The sequence below is a fragment of the Nocardioides sp. NPDC087217 genome, assembly GCF_044744805.1.
GTDB lineage: Bacteria > Actinomycetota > Actinomycetes > Propionibacteriales > Nocardioidaceae > Nocardioides.
Map to the genome: position 1 here is coordinate 48,349 of NZ_JBIUZB010000007.1, position 18,077 is coordinate 66,425.

17 protein-coding genes and 1 riboswitch are annotated in these 18,077 nt (G+C 69.6%); of the genes, 5 read left to right on the forward strand and 12 right to left on the reverse strand.

The genetic code is table 11. From position 1 onward, the window contains the following. Window positions 1-75 precede the first annotated feature (75 nt). Complete coding sequence (locus ACIO3S_RS25045; protein WP_400468543.1) at window positions 76-1,014, reverse strand: TerC family protein; 939 nt, start codon at window positions 1,012-1,014, stop codon at window positions 76-78. A gap of 202 nt (window positions 1,015-1,216) precedes the next feature. On the opposite strand from ACIO3S_RS25045, the gene ACIO3S_RS25050 reads away from it, so the two are divergent. Both ACIO3S_RS25050 and ACIO3S_RS25055 read left to right on the forward strand, forming a co-directional pair. Next, window positions 1,217-2,599, forward strand: a complete 1,383-nt coding sequence (locus tag ACIO3S_RS25050; protein WP_400468545.1) for an FAD-binding oxidoreductase — start codon at window positions 1,217-1,219, stop codon at window positions 2,597-2,599. A gap of 24 nt (window positions 2,600-2,623) precedes the next feature. Further along, window positions 2,624-3,451: a hypothetical protein gene (locus tag ACIO3S_RS25055; RefSeq protein ID WP_400468547.1), complete on the forward strand. Its 828-nt coding sequence runs from the start codon at window positions 2,624-2,626 to the stop codon at window positions 3,449-3,451. A 3-nt stretch (window positions 3,452-3,454) separates the two neighbouring features. Here ACIO3S_RS25055 and ACIO3S_RS25060 read toward each other — a convergent pair whose 3' ends face one another. From ACIO3S_RS25060 to ACIO3S_RS25080, 5 genes are all read right to left on the reverse strand, one after another. Next, window positions 3,455-5,152 carry a copper resistance CopC/CopD family protein gene (locus ACIO3S_RS25060; RefSeq protein WP_400468549.1) on the reverse strand — a complete coding sequence of 566 codons (1,698 nt, stop codon included), beginning with the start codon at window positions 5,150-5,152 and terminating at the stop codon, window positions 3,455-3,457. Further along, window positions 5,149-5,859 (reverse strand): YcnI family protein, encoded by a 711-nt coding sequence (locus ACIO3S_RS25065; RefSeq protein ID WP_400468551.1) that lies wholly within the window; start codon window positions 5,857-5,859, stop codon window positions 5,149-5,151. Before ACIO3S_RS25065 ends, ACIO3S_RS25060 begins: the two co-directional genes overlap by 4 nt. A 61-nt stretch (window positions 5,860-5,920) precedes the next feature. Next, a complete protein-coding gene (locus tag ACIO3S_RS25070) occupies window positions 5,921-6,442 on the reverse strand; it encodes a cell division protein FtsQ (protein ID WP_400468553.1) in 522 nt (173 codons plus the stop codon). A 152-nt stretch (window positions 6,443-6,594) separates the two neighbouring features. Then, on the reverse strand, window positions 6,595-7,224 hold the full coding sequence (locus ACIO3S_RS25075) for a 3-oxoacid CoA-transferase subunit B (RefSeq protein ID WP_160021993.1): 630 nt from the start codon (window positions 7,222-7,224) through the stop codon (window positions 6,595-6,597). Window position 7,225: 1 nt separating this feature from the next. After that, window positions 7,226-7,990, reverse strand: coding sequence for a CoA transferase subunit A (locus tag ACIO3S_RS25080; RefSeq protein WP_350719973.1), 765 nt, complete (start codon window positions 7,988-7,990; stop codon window positions 7,226-7,228). Window positions 7,991-8,118: 128 nt separating this feature from the next. On the opposite strand from ACIO3S_RS25080, the gene ACIO3S_RS25085 reads away from it, so the two are divergent. After that, the gene (locus tag ACIO3S_RS25085) at window positions 8,119-8,877 is read left to right on the forward strand and encodes an IclR family transcriptional regulator (RefSeq protein ID WP_400468555.1); all 759 of its coding nucleotides are present in this window, start codon (window positions 8,119-8,121) and stop codon (window positions 8,875-8,877) included. On the opposite strand, the gene ACIO3S_RS25090 is transcribed toward ACIO3S_RS25085, so the two are convergent. From ACIO3S_RS25090 to ACIO3S_RS25110, 5 genes are read right to left on the reverse strand one after another with little or no spacing between them, the layout of a single operon-like run. After that, on the reverse strand, window positions 8,861-9,859 hold the full coding sequence (locus ACIO3S_RS25090; RefSeq protein WP_400468557.1) for an LLM class flavin-dependent oxidoreductase: 999 nt from the start codon (window positions 9,857-9,859) through the stop codon (window positions 8,861-8,863). The genes ACIO3S_RS25085 and ACIO3S_RS25090 overlap by 17 nt on opposite strands. Window positions 9,860-9,901: 42 nt before the next feature. Continuing rightward, a complete protein-coding gene (locus tag ACIO3S_RS25095) occupies window positions 9,902-11,533 on the reverse strand; it encodes a glycoside hydrolase family 13 protein (RefSeq protein WP_400468559.1) in 1,632 nt (543 codons plus the stop codon). A gap of 50 nt (window positions 11,534-11,583) precedes the next feature. After that, complete coding sequence (locus tag ACIO3S_RS25100; protein WP_350842500.1) at window positions 11,584-12,435, reverse strand: carbohydrate ABC transporter permease; 852 nt, start codon at window positions 12,433-12,435, stop codon at window positions 11,584-11,586. A gap of 2 nt (window positions 12,436-12,437) precedes the next feature. Further along, on the reverse strand, window positions 12,438-13,388 hold the full coding sequence (locus ACIO3S_RS25105; protein ID WP_400468561.1) for a carbohydrate ABC transporter permease: 951 nt from the start codon (window positions 13,386-13,388) through the stop codon (window positions 12,438-12,440). Between the two features lie 2 nt (window positions 13,389-13,390). Next, window positions 13,391-14,722, reverse strand: coding sequence for an ABC transporter substrate-binding protein (locus ACIO3S_RS25110; RefSeq protein ID WP_400468563.1), 1,332 nt, complete (start codon window positions 14,720-14,722; stop codon window positions 13,391-13,393). Window positions 14,723-14,880: 158 nt separating this feature from the next. Here ACIO3S_RS25110 and ACIO3S_RS25115 point away from each other — a divergent pair, with 158 nt between their 5' ends. Further along, on the forward strand, window positions 14,881-15,906 hold the full coding sequence (locus ACIO3S_RS25115; RefSeq protein WP_400468565.1) for a LacI family DNA-binding transcriptional regulator: 1,026 nt from the start codon (window positions 14,881-14,883) through the stop codon (window positions 15,904-15,906). 134 nt (window positions 15,907-16,040) lie between these two features. Further along, window positions 16,041-16,721, forward strand: a complete 681-nt coding sequence (locus ACIO3S_RS25120) for a Crp/Fnr family transcriptional regulator (RefSeq protein WP_400468567.1) — start codon at window positions 16,041-16,043, stop codon at window positions 16,719-16,721. A gap of 9 nt (window positions 16,722-16,730) precedes the next feature. Here the strand turns inward: ACIO3S_RS25120 and ACIO3S_RS25125 are convergent, their stop codons facing one another. Continuing rightward, on the reverse strand, window positions 16,731-17,765 hold the full coding sequence (locus ACIO3S_RS25125; protein WP_400468569.1) for a CobW family GTP-binding protein: 1,035 nt from the start codon (window positions 17,763-17,765) through the stop codon (window positions 16,731-16,733). A gap of 77 nt (window positions 17,766-17,842) precedes the next feature. Then, a riboswitch (glycine riboswitch) is annotated at window positions 17,843-17,938 on the forward strand. Window positions 17,939-18,077 lie beyond the last annotated feature (139 nt).

Consider the following 18,077-nt stretch of genomic DNA (forward strand, 5'->3'; position numbering starts at 1 on the left):
TCGACCGGCGGGGTGCCCCGTCGGTCGAGCCGCCGTAGCCGCTAGGCGGAGGCGTGTCGAGACCAACACGGTCGCCTACGCGTTCGTCTCCTCCAGTGCCTCGGTCTCCTCCTCCGGAGAAATGGAGCGCGCGGAGGCGATCAGGCTGGTGGTGACGGTGACGGCGAGGATGCCGACGATGATCACCAGGGAGAGCCAGGTCGGGACGACGGGGACGCTGTCCCAGAGTCCGTGGGCCCAGTGCAGGCCGAGCTTGACGCCGATGAAGGCCAAGATCGCGGCCAGACCGTAGGAGAGGTGGACCAGCTTGGACAGGGCACCCTCGAGCACGAAGTAGAGGGCCCGCAGGCCGAGCAGGGCGAACGCGTTGGTGGCGAAGACCAGGTAGGGGTCGCCGGTGATGCCATAGACCGCCGGCACCGAGTCGACGGCGAAGACGATGTCGGTGGCGAAGATGGCGAGCACCACGATGGCCATCGGCTTCAGGCCGATCTTGCGGCCGATGCGTACGGCCAGCATCTCCTCGGGGTCGACCTTCTGGTCGTGGCCACGGAGCGCCTCGGTGAAGATCTTCGCGGCGGTGATCAGCAGGATCACGCCGAAGATCAGGAAGACGATGTCCCACTGGGAGAGCGCGGCGGCGCCCAGCGCGATGAAGATGCCGCGCAGCACGAGCGCCCCGACGATGCCGAAGAGCAGCACCTTCTGCTGCAGGTGCCGTGGCACCGCGAAGGCGGCGAGCAGCAGCATGAACACGAACAGGTTGTCGACGCTGAGCGACTTCTCGACGATGTAGCCGGTGTAGTACTCGAAGCCGGTCTGGCTTCCGTGGGCGTTCCAGACCCAGACACCGAAGGCGAGCGGAAGCGCGATGTAGAAGGCCGACCAGCCGATGGCCTCCTTCATGGAGACGTCGTGGGGTTTGCGGGTCAGCACGAAGTCGAGGGCGATCAGCACCACGACGGCGGCGATGGTCACGGCCCACAGAGTGGGCGTGGCGATGGTATCGAGCATGCGGGTTCCTCAGGCGTGTCGATGAACGTCTGAGGTCTCCCTCACCCCGAGATCGAGGTGTCATTCCGGGACGGTGTCGGCACCGACGTACTGACCGGAATGAGCTTGGTGAGGTACTCCCCTCGAGGGAAAGCGTATCGGTAACGTTGAAGGGGTTGGCAATTGGCCGCCAGAGGAGTCGGCCAGGCGAGAGGATGTCAGGATGACGACGGAGTCACAGCTTTCCCTGGTCGATGATCTCGCCGCGGGCGTCTCCGAGGTGGTGACCGACGAGATCTCGCTGCTGGCGGCCTCGACCGACCGGTCCGGATCGGTCGCCGCCGGCCTGCCGCTGGCGGTGGTGAGGGCTCACAGCATCGCGGACGTCCAGGCGGCCATGCGGGTCGCCTCGAAGCACCGGGTGCCGGTGGTCCCGCGGGGTGCGGGCACCGGGCTGGCCGGCGGAGCGGTGGCCGGCACCGGCCACCTCGTCGTCGACCTGTCCGCGATGGACCGGATCCTCGAGCTCGACCCGGTCGACGAGATCGCGGTCGTCGAGCCCGGCGTGCTCAACGCGCGGCTGGACGCGGCGGCGGCCGAGGTGGGGCTGAGGTACGCGCCCGACCCGGCCTCGGCGGCGATCTGCTCGATCGGCGGCAACGTCGCGACCAACGCCGGCGGGCTGCGGTGCGTGAAGTACGGGGTCACCCGGGAGGCGGTCCTCGGCCTCGACGTCGTCCTCGCCGACGGCACCCTGATCCACACCGGCCGCCGCACCATGAAGGGTGTCGCGGGCCTCGACCTCACCGCGCTCTTCGTCGGCTCCGAGGGCACCCTGGGCGTCGTGGTCGGCGCGACCCTGCGCCTCAAGCCACGGCCGGTGCTCACGCTGACCGCGTCGGCGGCGTACGCCTCGGTGGCCGCGGCCGCGCGGGCCTGCGCCGAGATCGCCGCCGCCCGGCGGCTGCCGTCGATGCTGGAGTTCCTCGACCGCAGCTGCCTCGAGGCGGTCGACCGGTTCGCCGGGACCTCCTATGCCGAGCGCGGGGACGCGCTGGTGATCGCCCAGGCCGACGGGCCCGCTGCGGCGACGGAGATCGAGGCCATCGCGGCGATCCTCGGCAAGGAGGCGACCTGGATCGAGCAGGGCGTCGACGAGGAGTCCTCCGACCGGCTGGTCGAGACGCGTCGCCAGGTCCTGCCCGCGATCGAGGCGGAGGGGTCCTGGTTCATCGAGGACATCTGCGTGCCCCGGTCCCGGCTCGCCGAGGCGGTGGACCGGATCTCCGAGATCTCGGAGCGGCACGGCGTACGCACCTACACGCTCGCCCACGCCGGCGACGGCAACCTCCACCCGGTCATCGGCTGGGACCCGTCGCCGGACGACGTCCCCGGGGTGATGCCGCCGGCCGAGACCGCCGCGGGCGACGAGATCTTCGCCCTCGCCATCGAGCTCGGGGGCACCACGACCGGCGAGCACGGTGTCGGCCGGCTCAAGCAGAAGTGGCTCGAGCCGGAGATCGGCGCCGACTCCATCGACCTGCAGCACCGGATCAAGGCGGCCCTGGACCCGCTCGGGATTCTCAATCCGGGTGTCGGGTTCTGACCACGGTCATGACACCCTTGCTCCGTGCGTGTCGGAATTGCTGCTGTCGTCCTGACCCTCGGCCTCGCGATCACCTTGATCGCCTGCGGTGGCGAACCGGAGGCGGCCGACCCCACCTCGACTCCGAGCACAGCGACGGTCGTGACCGCCATCAAGGGCGCCGACGGCACCTCCGCGACCGCGGGCGGCTACACGCTCGGTGACGTCAGCCTGCCCGCCGAGGCGGGCACGCCGGGGAAGGTGAGCTTCACGATCACCAAGGATGGCGACCCGGTCACCGACTACATCGAGGAGCAGACCAAGGACCTCCACCTCTACGTCGTCCGTGACGACCTGGAGGTCTTCCGCCACCTGCACCCGACCCAAGGTGAGCCCGGGGAGTGGTCGGGCGACCTGACGCTGCCCGCGGGCGGCACCTACCGGGTGGTCGTCGAGTTCGCCGCCCGGACCCCCGACGGCAAGGGGGAGCAGGCGATGCTCGGCACGACGGCGAAGGTCGCGGGTGCATCCGAGGTGGACGTACCCGGCTCCGACGACGGCACCGTGATCGCTGCCCTGGAGGAGACCCCGAAGCCCGGGATCGACCAGGAGATCGGCGTCCTGATCTCCGACCCGGCCGGCAAGCCGGTCAATCTCGGCACCTACCTCGGGGTCTACGCGCACGTGACCGCGTTCAGCCGTGAGACGGGCGAGGTGATCCACCTGCACCCCCTCGGCGGCCCCGAGAACGGCGAGGACGGCACCCGCCTCGGCATCCACGTGAAGCCGCCGAAGGCGGGTGACTACGTCTTCTTCGTGCAGGTACGTGTCGACGGGATGATCCACACGCTCCGGCTCCCGGTCACCGTCTGAGAGTCATTGCCTGACGGAGAACTTCACCAGTCCCAGCGGGCTCTCGAACTCGCCCAGACGCAGCCCGACCGTCGCCTCCCAGATGCCGCCCTTGGGCAGTACGACGTCCGCCTCCCAGGTGCCGGCAGCGACCGTCTTCAGGGTCAGGCTGCCCAGGTCGACATCGCCTGACCTCAGCTTGGCGGTCGGGACCGCCGCCGCCTCGACGGGCTCGCCGGCCGCGTCCTGGATCTGCAGCCGGAGCACGTTCGGGCCCGGCCCGGACGGGGTCAGTGTCGCGTAGACCCGGTGGTCGTCGCCCAGCTCCGCGGCCTGGGTGTTGGTCTGTGCGACCGTGGCCGATCCGGTCCCGGGCGAGCCGGCCCCGGCCTGCGGCGGCTGGTCGACCAGGAAGCCGGTGACGCCGAGGACGACGACGAGCACGCCGGCCTCCATCAGCACGGCCCGGCGCAGCATGGAGCCGGCCTCGACGGTGTCGTCGTGGCCGGCCGCCTGACGGACGCGAGGGAGGACCAGCAGCCGGTTGCCGGCCGCCATCACCGCCACCGCGACGACCAGGGCGATCTTGGTCATCAGCAGGGTGCCGTACGTGCTGTTGAGCAGGTTGTCCCACGAGCCGAGGATCCGCCAGCCCATCAGCACGCCCGAGACCGCCAGGGCGGCCAGGGACGCGGCGGCGAGGGTGGAGAAGCGGGTGACGATCTCGGCCGCGACCGTACCGCGCCGGGTGATCAGCGGGAGGGTCAGCGCGAGCCCGACGAGGCCGCCGAGCCAGAGCGCCCCGGCGACGAGGTGGATGACGTCGGTGACGGTGACCAGCCAGGCGGGTACGACCGCCCGGGAGTGGCCGACCAGCGCCGGGGAGCAGATCGCGACCAGCCCCGCGACCGCGGCGAGGCGGGGGCGTTCGCGCAGCGCGAGCGCGGCCGCGATGCCCACGATCCCCACCAGCGCGCTGAGCCACTCCTTGCCGACCGAGGCCGGCGACCAGGCGTCGAAGGTGAGGATCGCCCCGGGTCCGCTCTCGCTCTGCAGCGCACCGCTGGCCGGGGCCAGCGCGACCAGCGCGACCACGGCGACCATGCCGGCGAGGACCTCGACCCGTTGGACCCGCGGGGTGGCGCGGTCCGGGGTGCGGTGCTCACCGACGATCACTGCCCGGAACCAGACCAGTCCCACGACCAGCAGCAGCGCGGCGTACTGGAGGAACTGGAGCACCCCGTGGATCACCGCCGTCGCCCTGGACGGCTCCGTGGACGGAGGCGGGGCGACGCTGAGGCTCGGGGCGCCGACCGCGAAGGTCAGCGAGCCCGAGATCGGGTGACCGTCGGCCGAGACCGCGCGCCAGGCGACGACGTAGGTGCCGTCGCCGAGGCTGCTCGCCTCCGCGAGCGCGACCTGCATCTCGGTGCCGCTCGCGGTCGCCTCGGAGGTGACCTCCTCGCCCTTCGCGTCGTAGACCGTCACGCCCGCCGGGGGCAACGTCACCGCCTCGTCGAAGGTGAAGGTGATCGTCTCCGGCGCCTGGTCCAGCACCGCCCCCTCCTCGGGGTCGGTGCCGATCAGCGTCGCGTGCGCCTGGGCCGGGGAGGTGCTGAGCAGGACGGCGTACGCAGCGGCAGCGAGCACCACCAGCAGCCGCCCCAGGGCGCGCCGGCCCGACCGGTCGAGGCCGGGCCGGCGCGTCAGGGGAGCACTCACGCCTTACGACGCCCCAGCGCGAGGGCGGTCGTGCCCGCGATCAGGCCGAGGATGCCGGCACCGGCACCGATAGCACCCCACAGGTTGCCGTCGTCGCCGTCCTCGATCTCCGCAGCGGCCGGCTCAGCCTTCTCGGCCGACTCCTCGGCGCCGTGGCCGTGACCGTCCTCGGACTCGGCCGCGGTGACCTCGAAGGACGGAGCCGGGTTCTCCGGCTCCTCGGTGGCGCCCTCGGGAGCCTCCTCCACCCAGGCGGTCTCGCCCTTCACGCAGGTCTGGATGACCGGGAAGGCGAGCGTGCCCTCCTCCTCGGGCAGCTGCAGGGAGACCTCGAAGGCGTCGCGCTGACCGTCGGGCAGCGGCGTCTTGGCGGTGTAGACGACGGTGGCGTCGCGCTCGGTGAGCTTGTTGCCATGGGCGTCCTCGATCGGCTCGGCGAGCTTCTCGGAGACGACCTTGACGTCGTAGAACGGCTGCCGCGTCGGCGTCACGTCGTTGATCCCCTCCGGGACCTGGATCGTGACCTGCTTGGTGGGCGAGCCTTCGCAGCCGTGGCCGTTGCTGAAGGTCAGCACGGTGTAGGCGCCGGCCGCCGTCTCGGTGGGGGTGACCGTGACGTGCGCGGAGGCCGGAGCGGCGACGAGGAAAGTGACGGCCGCGGCAGCGGCGGCGGGCGCACCGAGGCGCGCGAGGGTACGTCGAGACATGGTTGTTGCTTTCTGTGGAGTGTCTGCTGTTGGGCGGTGCCCAGTTGTCGGGGTCGGGTCCTCAGACGAGGACCGGCGGACCCCGGCCGGCAGCGACGTACGTCCACAGCCCGGTGCGCGGCACGACCGGCTGCGCCTGGACCGGCAGGCGGAACGGGATCGGGTTCGGCGGCGTGGTGAGCGCCCGGGAGATGACCTGCCAGGCCCGGCGGTGCAGGAGCCACACGGCGACGGTCAGCACCGCCGCCGCGGTGTGCGCGACCAGCATCGAGGTGTCGCCCGAGCCACTGCTGTGCATATGTGCGGCCGGAGTCGCGTACGCCTCGAATGCCTCGTGCATCCCCAGCTGTGCCGCGCCGGCCAGCGCTGCCCCCAGGACGATCCCGACTCGGCGTTGCAGCACCACGATCCCGGCGCCGAAGGCGGCGAACCCGGTCGCCACCAGCCACAACGCGTCCGGCAGCTCCCCGCCGCCGGCCAGGTGGGCCAGGCTGGACCCGGTGGTGATCTCCACCGCCGCGAGCAGCGCCAGCCACACGCTCCCGCGCGTCGGCCGCACCACCCTCAGATCCACGCCGGACATTGTCGCAGACCCGCCGAGCCGTCACCTACGTCGGCCGAGAAGTCACCCCAACCCGCCGAGTCGGCCGGTCCTGACACGAAATCACGCCGAGTCGGCTCGTTAGGACGAGCCGACTCGGTGTCGGGTGTGGTCAGGATGCGCCGACTCGGCGGTCAGCGGAGGATCGGCGGCTCGGTCTTCTCCTCGACCTCACCGAGCGTGACGCCCGGGGCGAGCTCGACGAGACGCAGGCCCTCGGGAGTGATGTCGAGGACGCAGAGGTCGGTGATGATGCGCTGGACGACGCCGAGGCCGGTGTAGGGCAGCGAGCACTCGTTGACGATCTTGTAGGAGCCGTCGCGGGCGACGTGCTCCATGAGTACGACGACCTTCTTGGCGCCGTGGACGAGGTCCATCGCGCCGCCCATGCCCTTGACCATCTTGCCGGGGATCATCCAGTTCGCCAGGTCACCGGCCGCGGAGACCTGCATCGCGCCGAGGATGGCGGCGTCGATCTTGCCGGAGCGGATCATCCCGAAGCTGGTGGCGGAGTCGAAGAAGCTCGCCCCCTTGCGTACGGTGACCGTCTCCTTGCCGGCGTTGATCAGGTCAGGGTCGACGGCGTCCTCGGTCGGGTAGGCGCCGGTGCCGAGGATGCCGTTCTCGCTCTGCAGCACCAGCTCGACGTCGTCGGGGACGTAGTTGGGCACCAGCGTCGGCAGTCCGATGCCGAGGTTGACGTAGTCGCCGTCGGACAGCTCCGCGGCGGCGCGGGCGGCCATCTCTTCACGTGTCCATGCCATGTCAGCGGACCGTCCTCTTCTCGATGCGCTTGTCGGCGGCCTGTTCGGGGGTCAGGGGGACCACGCGGTGGACGTAGACCCCGGGGAGGTGGACGTCGTTCGGCGGGATCTCGCCGGGCTCGACGAGCTCCTCGACCTCCGCGATCGTGATCTGTCCGGCCATCGCGGCCAGCGGGTTGAAGTTGCGGGCGGAGTCCTTGAAGACGAGGTTGCCGTGACGGTCGCCCTTCCACGCGCGGACGATGCCGAAGTCGGCGACGATCGCCTCCTCCAGGACGAACTCCTTCTCGCCGTCGGGCGTCTCGAAGGTCATCACGGGCTTCTCGGGCGAGGTCTTGATGACGTTGCCGGCGTCGTCGTACTTCCACGGCAGCCCACCCTGCGCCACCTGCGTGCCGACACCGGTGCGGGTGTAGAACGCGGCGATGCCGGAGCCGCCGGCGCGCATCCGCTCGGCCAGCGTGCCCTGCGGGGTCAGCTCGACCTCGAGGTCGCCGGAGAGGTACTGCCGCGCGAACTCCTTGTTCTCACCGACGTACGAGGCGACGACCCGCCGCAGGCGCCCGGCACCGAGCAGCAGGCCCAGGCCCCAGTCGTCGACGCCGGCGTTGTTGGAGACCACCTCGAGGTCGGTGACGCCGGCCTCGAGCAGAGCATTGATGAGCACCGACGGGATGCCGCACAGCCCGAAGCCGCCGACCGTGAGGGTCGCTCCGTTCGGGATGTCAGCAACCGCCTCGGCAGCTGAGGAGATGACCTTGTCCATGATGATCAGTCAAGGATGGGTCGGCCGTCCGGTCAATAGATGAGCGCGAGTTCACGCTCGATCTCTCGTTGAACGACCCCGCTGCCGCAGATGCGTCCACTGAGTGGACGTCGCCTATCGTACGTCCCATGGAACCCGGTCCCAGCGTCATCCGTCGCAGCGCGCACCTGCTGCGCCTGCTCGCCGCACGCGAGCCGGAGGGCGCGACGACCACCCACCTGGCGACGACCGCCGCCATCCCGCGCCCGACCGCCCACCGGCTGCTCAGCGCGCTCCAGGAGGAGGGGCTGGTCGAGCGCGACAACGACACCGGCACCTGGCACCTGGGCCCGGAGTGCTTCCTGCTCGGCGCCGCCGCGACCACCCGCCACGACATCACCCCGGCAGCCCGTGCCGCGGTGCTGCGCATCGCCCGGGAGACGGGGGAGAGCGCCTTCTTCTCGATCCGGCGCGGTGACGAGACGGTCTGCGTCCTGCGCGAGGACGGCAGCTTCCCGATCCGCTCGCACGTGCTCCACGAAGGCATCCGGTTCCCGCTCGGCGTCGCCTCGGCAGGCCTGGCGATCCTCGCCTTCCTCCCGGAGTCGCGCCGCGACGCCTACCTGGCCCGCACCGACCTCGTCGGCGCCTACGGCGAGCAGCACTCCGCCGACGCCCTGCGCGAGCGCGTCGCCGCGACCCGCGAGCTCGGCTACGCGGTCAACCCGGGCCTGATCGTGGTCGGCAGCTGGGGCCTCGGCGCCGCCGTCTTCGACGCCCACGGGCAGCCGTACGGAGCGCTCAGCATCACCGGCATCGAGGCCCGCCTGGCACCTCCACGGCAGGCCGAGCTCGGCCGTCTCCTCCTGGAGACCGCCCACACCCTGACCACTAGCTCCGGCTCGTAGTCCCGGTCATGATCCCGGCGAGCGCGGCGTCGGAGGCGAGCTGGGCATCGCGGTCATAGGTCGAGGTGAAGGCGAGGAGCTCGTCGGCCCCGGTGGCCTCGGCCAGCCGGTCGAGACGACGGCGGACGGTCTCGGCAGATCCGGCGGTCGTACGCGCCAGATGCGCCTCGACCCGTTCGCGCACCTGGTTCGACCAGGTCTGGTCCCGGATCGCCGCGACCGGCTCGAGCGGACCGAACTCGCCGGTCTGCCGCGACCTGGCCATCGCCCACGCCTCCGGCAGAGCGAGCTCGGCGGCCTCGGCGTCGGTGTCGGTGACGAGCACGTCGACGGAGACGGTCACCGACGGCTCGGCCGCCCGTGCGGAGGGCCGGAAGTCGTTGCGGTACGCCCCGAGGACCTCGTCCAGCCGCGGGCTGTACAGCACCGGACCGCCCACGACGACCGGCAGCCCGAGCTTCGCGGCGAGAGCGATGCCCTTCCCCGTCGCCAGCACGAACATCGGGATCTGATGGGCGGCGGCCGGCCGGGCGGTGACGGCCGCGGTGCGGTCGAGATAGTCGCGGAGCTCCTCGATGTCCTCGGCGAACGTGTCCGGGTCGTCGAGATCCTGCCGCAGGGCGCGGCGTACGGGTGCGGTGAAGCCCAACGTACGGCCCAGGCCGAGGTCGATCCGGCCGGGATAGAGCGCGTCGAGCATGAGGAACTGCTCGGCGACGACGAGCGGCTGGTGGTGCGGCAGCATCACCCCGCCCGACCCTAGCCGGATCGTGGACGTGTGCGCGCCGAGCGCACCGAGGAGCACCGGCGGCGACCCCGACGCGATCCCCGGCACCGCGTGGTGCTCGGCGACCCAGAACCGGTGGTAGCCGAGCCGCTCGGCAGCCACCGCCCGCTCGATCGTGTGGGTCAGCGCAGCGCCCTCGGCGTACCCCACCCGCGTGCGGGACCGGTCCAGCATGGAGAGCTTCACGGCAGACATAACCACGCCGGCGCCTGGACGCTTCCCAACCGCGGGCGACGTTCAGGTCGGCGTCTCGCCGCTGAGCAACCACGCGGTCGTGTTGGGTGGCAGCTGATGGCCGTCGATCGGTGTGCTGGCGAAGAGGATGGTTCCTTCGGGCAGGGGCACTGGCTGCGATCCGAAGTTGGTGATGCAGTGCCAGCCCTCGGGTCGAACGAAATGGAGCACCTCAGCTCGGGGCTCGTTGTGCCATGCGAAGCCGCGACTTCGTAGCTTCGTCCGCAGTGCCAGCGCACGGCGGTACATCTCGAGCGTGGAATGTGGGTCGGCCTCCTCGGTGGCGACGGAGTAGTCGGCGAACCACTGGGGTTGGGGGAGATGCGGAGTCCCGCTCGAGAAACCGAACGCCGGCCGATCGCCGGTCCACGGGATCGGCACCCGGCAGCCGTCTCGACCCTTCCGTGCACCACCGGATCTGCGGAACTCGGGGTCGTGGATGAGCTCTGCGGGGAGATCTCCGACCTCGTGCAGGCCGAGCTCTTCGCCTTGGTACAGGTAGACCGAACCGGGCAGCGCCAACGTGAGCAGGGTTGCGGCTCTGGCACGTCGAAGCCCGAGGTCACGATCGAGCGGTGGCTCGGTGCCGTTGCTGAGCAGCCATGCCGCTGCCGTCTCCCGTGGACTGTCTTCGGCCCCGGGCAGCCCGTAACGGGTGGCATGGCGTACGACATCATGGTTGGACAGCACCCAGGTCGCAGAGGTCTCGGCGCTCTCGGTGATCTGTCGGTCGATGCGGGCGCGGAACTCCTCTGCGTCCCAGGCAGCCTCGAGGAGGTCGAAGTTGAAAGCCTGGTGGAGCCCGTCGGCGCCTACGTACCGGTGCCGGCGCTGTGGCGCCACACAGGCCTCGGCGACCGCCATGCGTGGCGGGTCGTAGGCATCGAAGACGTGGCGCCACTCAGCGTAGATGTCGTGTACCTCGTCACGGTCCCACAGCGGGTGGGCGCCGTCGGCGTCGGCCAGGTCGGGTAGTTGCGCCGTGGGTGTGAACGGCTCGGTCAGGTCTTTCGCCATTCCGTGAGCCACGTCGATACGGAAGCCGTCGACGCCACGGTCGGCCCAGAACCGCAGCGTGGCGAGAAAGTCGGCGCGCACCTCGGGGTTGTCCCAGTTCAGGTCGGGCTGCTCGGGCGCGAACATGTGCAGATACCACTGCCCGTCGGGAACCCGTGCCCAGGCGGACCCGCCGAAGATGGACTGCCAGTCCGACGGTGGGTTCGCTCCGTCCGGGCCGGTGCCGTCACGGAAGACGTAGCGGTCACGAGCCGGCGATCCCTTGGGCGCGGCGAGGGCCTCGGTGAACCAGGCATGCCGGTTGGAGGTGTGGTTGGGGACGATGTCGATGATCACCTTGATGCCGACGCGGTGGAGTGCGGTCACCATCTCGTCGAAGTCGTCCAGGGTGCCCAGTCGCGGATCCACGGAGCGGTAGTCGTCGACGTCATAGCCGCCGTCGGCCAGTGCCGAGGGGTAGAACGGGCTCAGCCACACCGCATCGATGCCGAGCAGAGCGAGGTAGGGGACGCGGGAGGTGACGCCGCGGAGGTCGCCCAGGCCGTCGTCGCCGGAGTCGGCGAAGCTTCGTGGATAGATCTGGTAAACGGCGGCATCGGCCCACCAGTCGGAGTTCATGGCAGCGGTCCTTGTCTGGTCGGGACTTGTGAGGTCGAGGTGAAGGGCGGTCATCCCTTGGTGGCTCCTTGGAGGAGGGCCTTGGTGAACTGACCCTGGAGCAGCAGGAACACGATGATCGTGGGCGCCATGAGGAGCAGCGCGCCCGCATTGAGCAGCACGATGTCGGTGCTGTATCTCGACTGGAACGCCTGCAGGGCGCCGGCCATCGTGCGTTTGTTGGGGTCGTTGACCAGGACGAGGGCGAGCAGGAAGGTGTTCCAGGTCGACAGAAACATCAGCAGAACCAAGGAGGTCACCGCCGGAGTGGCCAGTGGCAGGTGGACGTGTCGAAGTGCTTTCCAGGGTCCGGCACCGTCGAGCGAGGCGGCCTCGGTCAGCTCTGCGGGAGAGTTCACGAAGTGTGCTCGCATCCAGAACACGGCGAACGGCATGTTCAGGCCGATCAGCGGCAGGATGAGCCCGAGCTGACTGTCGAGCAGGCCGAGCTGGTTGACCTGTTGGTAGAGCGGCACGATCACGATCTCGTACGGGAGCGTGAGCGTGAGCAGCAGGAGGAGATAGAAAGCCCGGCCCAGCGGGATCCTGAGGACGGTGATGGCGTAGGCCGCCATGGTCGCGATGAGTACGGAGACCGGCACCACACCGAGCACGATGAGAACGCTGGACTTCAGCAGCGTGGTGACGTTGGCGACGGTCCAGGCGTCGACGAAGTTGTGCCACTGTGGATCGGTCGGCCAGGACAGGCCGTCAGGGATCGTCCCCTGTGGTGCCAGCGCCGCTGACAGCATGCTGACCAGCGGGACTATGGAGTACAAGCCCGCGACGAGGATCAGGGCGATGCCGGGACCCCGGCGGCGCAATGAGCCCGCGCGAAGGATGGACGGTGAGATGGCGGCCACGGTCAGTCCTCTCGGAAGAGCCGTTGAAGCGGCAGGATGATGGCGACGATGAGCAGAGCCAGGACCACGGCGAGAGCGGATGCGTCGCCGAGCCGGCTCTCACTGAAGGCGAGGTCGTAGACCTTGACCCCTGGGACCATGGTGGCGCCGCCCGGGCCGCCGTGGGTGGCCAGGTAGACCACGTCGAAACTGGCGAGCGCACTGATGATCGTCACCGTCGTGCACACGCCGATCTCGTGCTTGAGGCCGGGGACCGTGATGCTACGGAACCGTGCGATCGCTCCGGCGCCGTCCAGACGCGCCGCCTCGTAGAGCTCGGGCCCGATCTTGCCAACGCCCGACATCAGCAGCAGGGTGCAGAACCCGGTCGACAGCCAGGTGCCGATGAATCCGACAGCCACCAGCGCCCAGTCGAAGTCGCCCAGCCAGGCACGGGTGAATCCGCCGAGACCGATCAGACGAAGGACCTGGTTGACGACGCCGTTGTCGGCGTACATCCACGTCCAGGCCACTCCGGCCGCAGCCCCGGGGATGATCTGGGGGAGGAACAGCACGGTGCGCGCCAGCGCCCCGGTGAGCCGCCCCTGGATCGACTGCATCGTCGCGGCCGCCACCAGACCGAAGCACACGGGCAAGATGGTGAAGAACAGGATCAGGACGAGCGCATGGAGCAACGGTGCCAGCAGCTCGGGGTCGGTGAGGATCGCGACGTAGTTGTCCAGCCCGACCCAGGTGGATGGCCCGATGCCGTTCCAGTCGTAGAGGGAGTACCAGACCGACTGGATGATCGCGCGGAGGTTGAAGAACCCGTAGAAGGCCAGGGCGGGCAGCGCGAAGAGCCAGCCGCTCCAGCGCCTCGCCGTCGAACGGCGCCGTCGGCGGGGGAGGGCTCGCCGGCCCAGCTCGGTGATCCTCGGCGGTGTGGTGGGAGCGGAGGTGGTGACGTCGGTCATGATCAGTCCCGCAGGCCGCTCTCGTAGGACCCCTGTAGGTGCTCGACCACGTCCTCGGGCTCGGCCTTGCCGCTGACCAAAAGCTGCAGCTGCGCCGGCAGATCCGTGTTCACCGCAGGGACGGAGTTCTGGATCCAGGTGAAGAACCCGTCGGAGGCGGCGACGGCGGCGTACCCGGCCTGAATCTGGCTCTCGACGTCGGCGTCCAGGGTCAACGTGGTCTTGGCGGTCGCGCTTGCCGCCGGATACCCGTTTTCGGTGGCGACCTCGGCGGCCTCAGGAGAGGTGAGGAAGTCCAGGAACAGGGCTGAGCTGTCCTTGTGGTCCGATCGCGCCGCGATGGAGAACGCCAACGTGTTGGCGGTCATGCTGATGGGCGGCCCCCCAGCCTCGACGGGCGGGATCGGAAACACGCCGTACTTGCCGTCGAAGGATGTCGGCAGCGACTGGGTCATCCAGGTGCCCTGGACCATGAACAAGCCCTCACCCGCGGCGAACCGGCCGTAGGACGCATCCTGGTTGATCGCGTTCGCGTCCGTGTTGAAGTATCCGGCGTCGGCCCACTTCTGCAGGCGGGCAGTGGCCTCGGTCGCCTCCGCGGTCTCGAGAGAGGCGCCGGGCTTGCGCCATGCCACGTCCAGTACGGACTGCGCCCCCATGTAGTCGCCCAACAGCAGGTTGTACAGATGCCCGATGAGGCCGTCGGCGTTGGACGCGACGATGGGCGTGATCCCCATCGACTTGGCCTTCGCCATCACCGCCTCCCACTCATCGAGGGTCCGCGGGACGTCCGTCATCCCCACCTTCTTGGCCAGGTCCCGGTTGTAGAACACCCCAGCCAGCGGGCCGGCTGCACCACCACCTACGTAGAGGGAGCCGGTGCCGATCTCGCCGTCCTGGACCCGTCCGGCATCGAGGACGCTGGCCGGCACCTTCCGACTCCAGCCGTACGCATCGTCATAGGCATCCAGGTTGGTGACGAGTCCGTCACGGACCGCGCCGCTCAGGTCTCCGACGAGCGCGAGGTCGGGCGGACTGTCCGAGGCGAGCAGCCGCGGGAGCACGGTGTTGTAGTTGTTGTCGGCCTCGACCTGGAGCTCGACAGTGATGGCCGGATACTTCTTCATGAAGGCATCGGCCAGTGCCTGCTGGTAGTCCTTGAGCCCGGCCGCGGTGAAGAGCGTGATCGTCGCCTGCTGCGCACCGATGTCGGTCCGTACGCTCGTCGGACTCGCATCCGTAGCGGGCGCCTCGCCGCCGGGTCCGGCGCACGCCGACACCGACGCCATTGCGAGCATCGCGGCCGTCACCCCCAGGGCCCTAAGTGTGCGCATCAGCCTCATGTCCACTCCTGTTCAAACCGTACTGGAATCGTTTCCAGTCACAACTGTGATTCAGGTCACGCGGCCTTGTCAAGGCCCGGGATCTCAGTCCAGACAGGAGTGCACTAACTGATGGAATCGTTCCCAACGGATCGCGTACCATGCTCGACATGGACGCTGAGCAACCACGCGAGCTGACCTTGGCCGACATCGCTCGGATGGCGGGGGTGGGGCTGGGGACCGCCTCGCGAGCGCTCAGCGGAATGCCGAATGTCTCTCCAGCGACGCGGAAGAAGGTGCTGGACGTCGCGAAGAAGCACGCCTATGTCGTTTCTCCCGACGCCTCGAGGCTCAAGAAGGGCTCGACGGGTCGAGTTGCGGTCGTGGCTCCGCACCTTTCACGCTGGTTCTTCGGTGCGATCCTCGAAGGCATCGAGTCGGTGCTGCGCGAGTCCCAGTTCGACGTGCTGCTCTACCACGTCGGCAACCTGGAGGACCGCACCTCCTTCTTCGAACGCCTGCCCGCCCGGCGGAAGGTCGATGCCGTCATCGTCGTCGGATTCCCCGTCGAGGAGGCTGAGCGGCGCAGCCTGGAGTTGATGCTCGGCGTCCAGGTCATCGCCGCTGGCGGCCAGCACGAGGTATACCCACACGTCTGCATCGACGACCTCAGGGCCGGCAGGCAGGCGATGGGCCACCTGCTCGGGCTGGGCCATGAGCGGATCGCGATGATCGAGGCGATAGACCCCGACCAGCCGCGCCAGCCCTCTGGGCGTAGTCGCGCCTACCACGTCGCTCTGAACGACTCAGGGATCAAGCCCGATCCGGCGCTCGTGGTCACCACCGCCTGGGGTGGCGAGCAGGGCGCTGCGGCGATGGCCCAGCTGCTCTCGGTCCCCGAGCTCCCGACCGCCGTCTACGCTCACTCGGATGAAGTCGCGTTCGGTGCCATGCGCACCATCCGGGATGCCGGCCTGCGGATTCCCGAGGACATCTCCATCATCGGCATCGACGACCATCCACACGCCAGCCTCCTGCACCTGACCACCATCAAGCAGGACGCTCGCCTCCAGGGCGTCCTCGCTGCCCAGATGCTCCTCGGCATCCTGCGCCACGAGGAGGACACTGCGGTGTCCGTCACGGTCGACACACAGCTGGTGATCCGTCGGACCACCGCAGCGCCGCGGCCGGCATGACCGCCGAGCCATGTGTCGGTGTGGCGAAGAACGCACTCGACAGGGGTGCGATGCGGGCCACACCTCCGCTGTCGAAGCCCCGGATCTGGCTAGGCTGATGTCTTCGGTAAAAGGATGACAGGAGCGGCTGGGTAATGGATCAAGACGTGCTTCGGCACGCACCGCTTTTCAGCGAGCTGGACGACGAGTCGATGACGGCGATGCTCGCGATGATGGGTCAGACACGCCTCCGGCGCGGTGAGGTGTTGTTCCACGAGGGCGACGCCGCCGACCGGCTCTACGCGGTCGTGGACGGCAAGGTGAAGCTGAGCCGTGCCGCGGCCAACGGGCAGGACAGCCTGCTCGCGATTCTGGGGCCGGGCCAGGTGTTCGGCGAGCTGTCGCTCTTCGACCCCGGTCGGCGCTCCTCCACGGTCACGGCCGTCACCGACCAGGTCGAGCTCGCCTCGCTGTCGCACGACGACCTGCTGCGCCTGCTCGACGGGCGCCCGAGCGTGACCCGTGGGCTGCTCGCCCTGCTGTCGGGCCGCCTGCGCCGGGCCAACGACGTGATCGGCGACCTGGTCTTCGCGGACGCGCCCCGCCGGGTGGCGAAGGCTCTGCTCGACCTCGCCGAGAGGTTCGGCGAGACCACCGACGAAGGTGTGCACGTACGCCATGACCTGACCCAGGAGGAGCTCGCGCAGCTCGTGGGCGCGGCTCGGGAGACGGTCAACAAGGCGCTCGCCGACTTCGCGGCCAAGGGCTGGGTCAGGCTGGAGTCGCGCTCGGTGGTCATCACCGACATGGAACGGATCGTGCGCCGCGCGGGTTGATTCCGCTGGTCAGAGGCTGACCCGCACCAGCTGGCGTAGCCGGCGAAGGCCCTCGGTGCTCGGTCGTTCGGCCGGGGCGAGGGCGTCGGCGAGGCGCTGCCGGACCGGGTCGGTCTCGAGCTCCAGGCCGATGGCGACGAGCTCGCTCGCCGTGTTGGGTGTCCGCGTCGCGGCGACGTGGGCGCTGCGTCCGACCAGGTTCACGTGGTAGCTGCGCGGCCCCTGGCCGGTCGCGACGGCGACGGTCCCCTTGACCCGGTACGCCGTCGCCGGCGGCTCCTCGAGCAGGTCGACCAGTCGACCCGGCTCGATGGTGCCCGGCGTCGTCACTGTGACCGCCCGGGCATGCTGATGGGCCTCGTGCGAAGCGGCCACCTCGCGCAGCAGCGCGGCGATCGGCAGCTCGTCGGGCGGGTCCTCGGGCACGGCGGCGTCGTAGACGAGCCGCGGGTCGATGCGGCCACCCACGGCGTACGCGATGTGGACCTCGGGGTTGTGCTCCCGAACGCGCCGCTCGATGCGCGCCAGGACCTCGTCCCGCTCGGCAGCCGGAACCAGGTCGGTCTTGTTGATCACGACCAGCGAGGCGGCCGCGAACCGGACCGGCGCCGGGCCACGCCCGTCGTCGAGGGTGTCGAAGTAAGCCGAGGCGTCGACGACCTCGATGAGCCCACCGCGGCGTACGCGTTCGACACCGCTGAACCGGACCAGCTTGGCCAGCGTGCCGGGCTCGGCGATCCCGCTGGCCTCGACGATGACGACGTCGAGCGCGAGCCGCGGGTGGGTCAGCTTCTCCAGCGCGTCGTCGAGGCCGCCGGCGTCGGGCAGGCAGCACAGGCAGCCGCCGGCGATCGAGGCCGGCTCGTCGATCTGGCCGGTGACGAGTCCGGCGTCGACGTTGATGTCGCCGAAGTCGTTGACGACCACGCCCACCCGGGCCCCGGGCTGGCGCAGCAGATGGTTGAGCAGCGTGGTCTTGCCCGACCCGAGATGACCGGTGAGGATGACCACGGGAACCCGGGTGCTGGCGGCGGTCGGTGGCATCGGGCCATCGTAGGTCGTCATCTTGACGGCTGAGATGGCCACACCTAGGTTTGCCGCACAACTTCACATCCGCCACTTGAATCGCAGCGGGAGAGTCCTTGCCCATCCGGGGTGAGGCGCCGAAGGAGCAAACCTCCCCAGAATCTCTCAGGCCCCATGACCGCTGTGGTGAGGCGACCTCTGGAAAGACAGGATCCGATGGATCCTGCACCCACGGTGCAAATCGCCCCCATCGGGCGGTGAAGCTCTCAGGTAGCGATGACAGAGCGGGGAGGTCACCCGTCCACGGGTGCCGCTGTCGGCACCCACCAC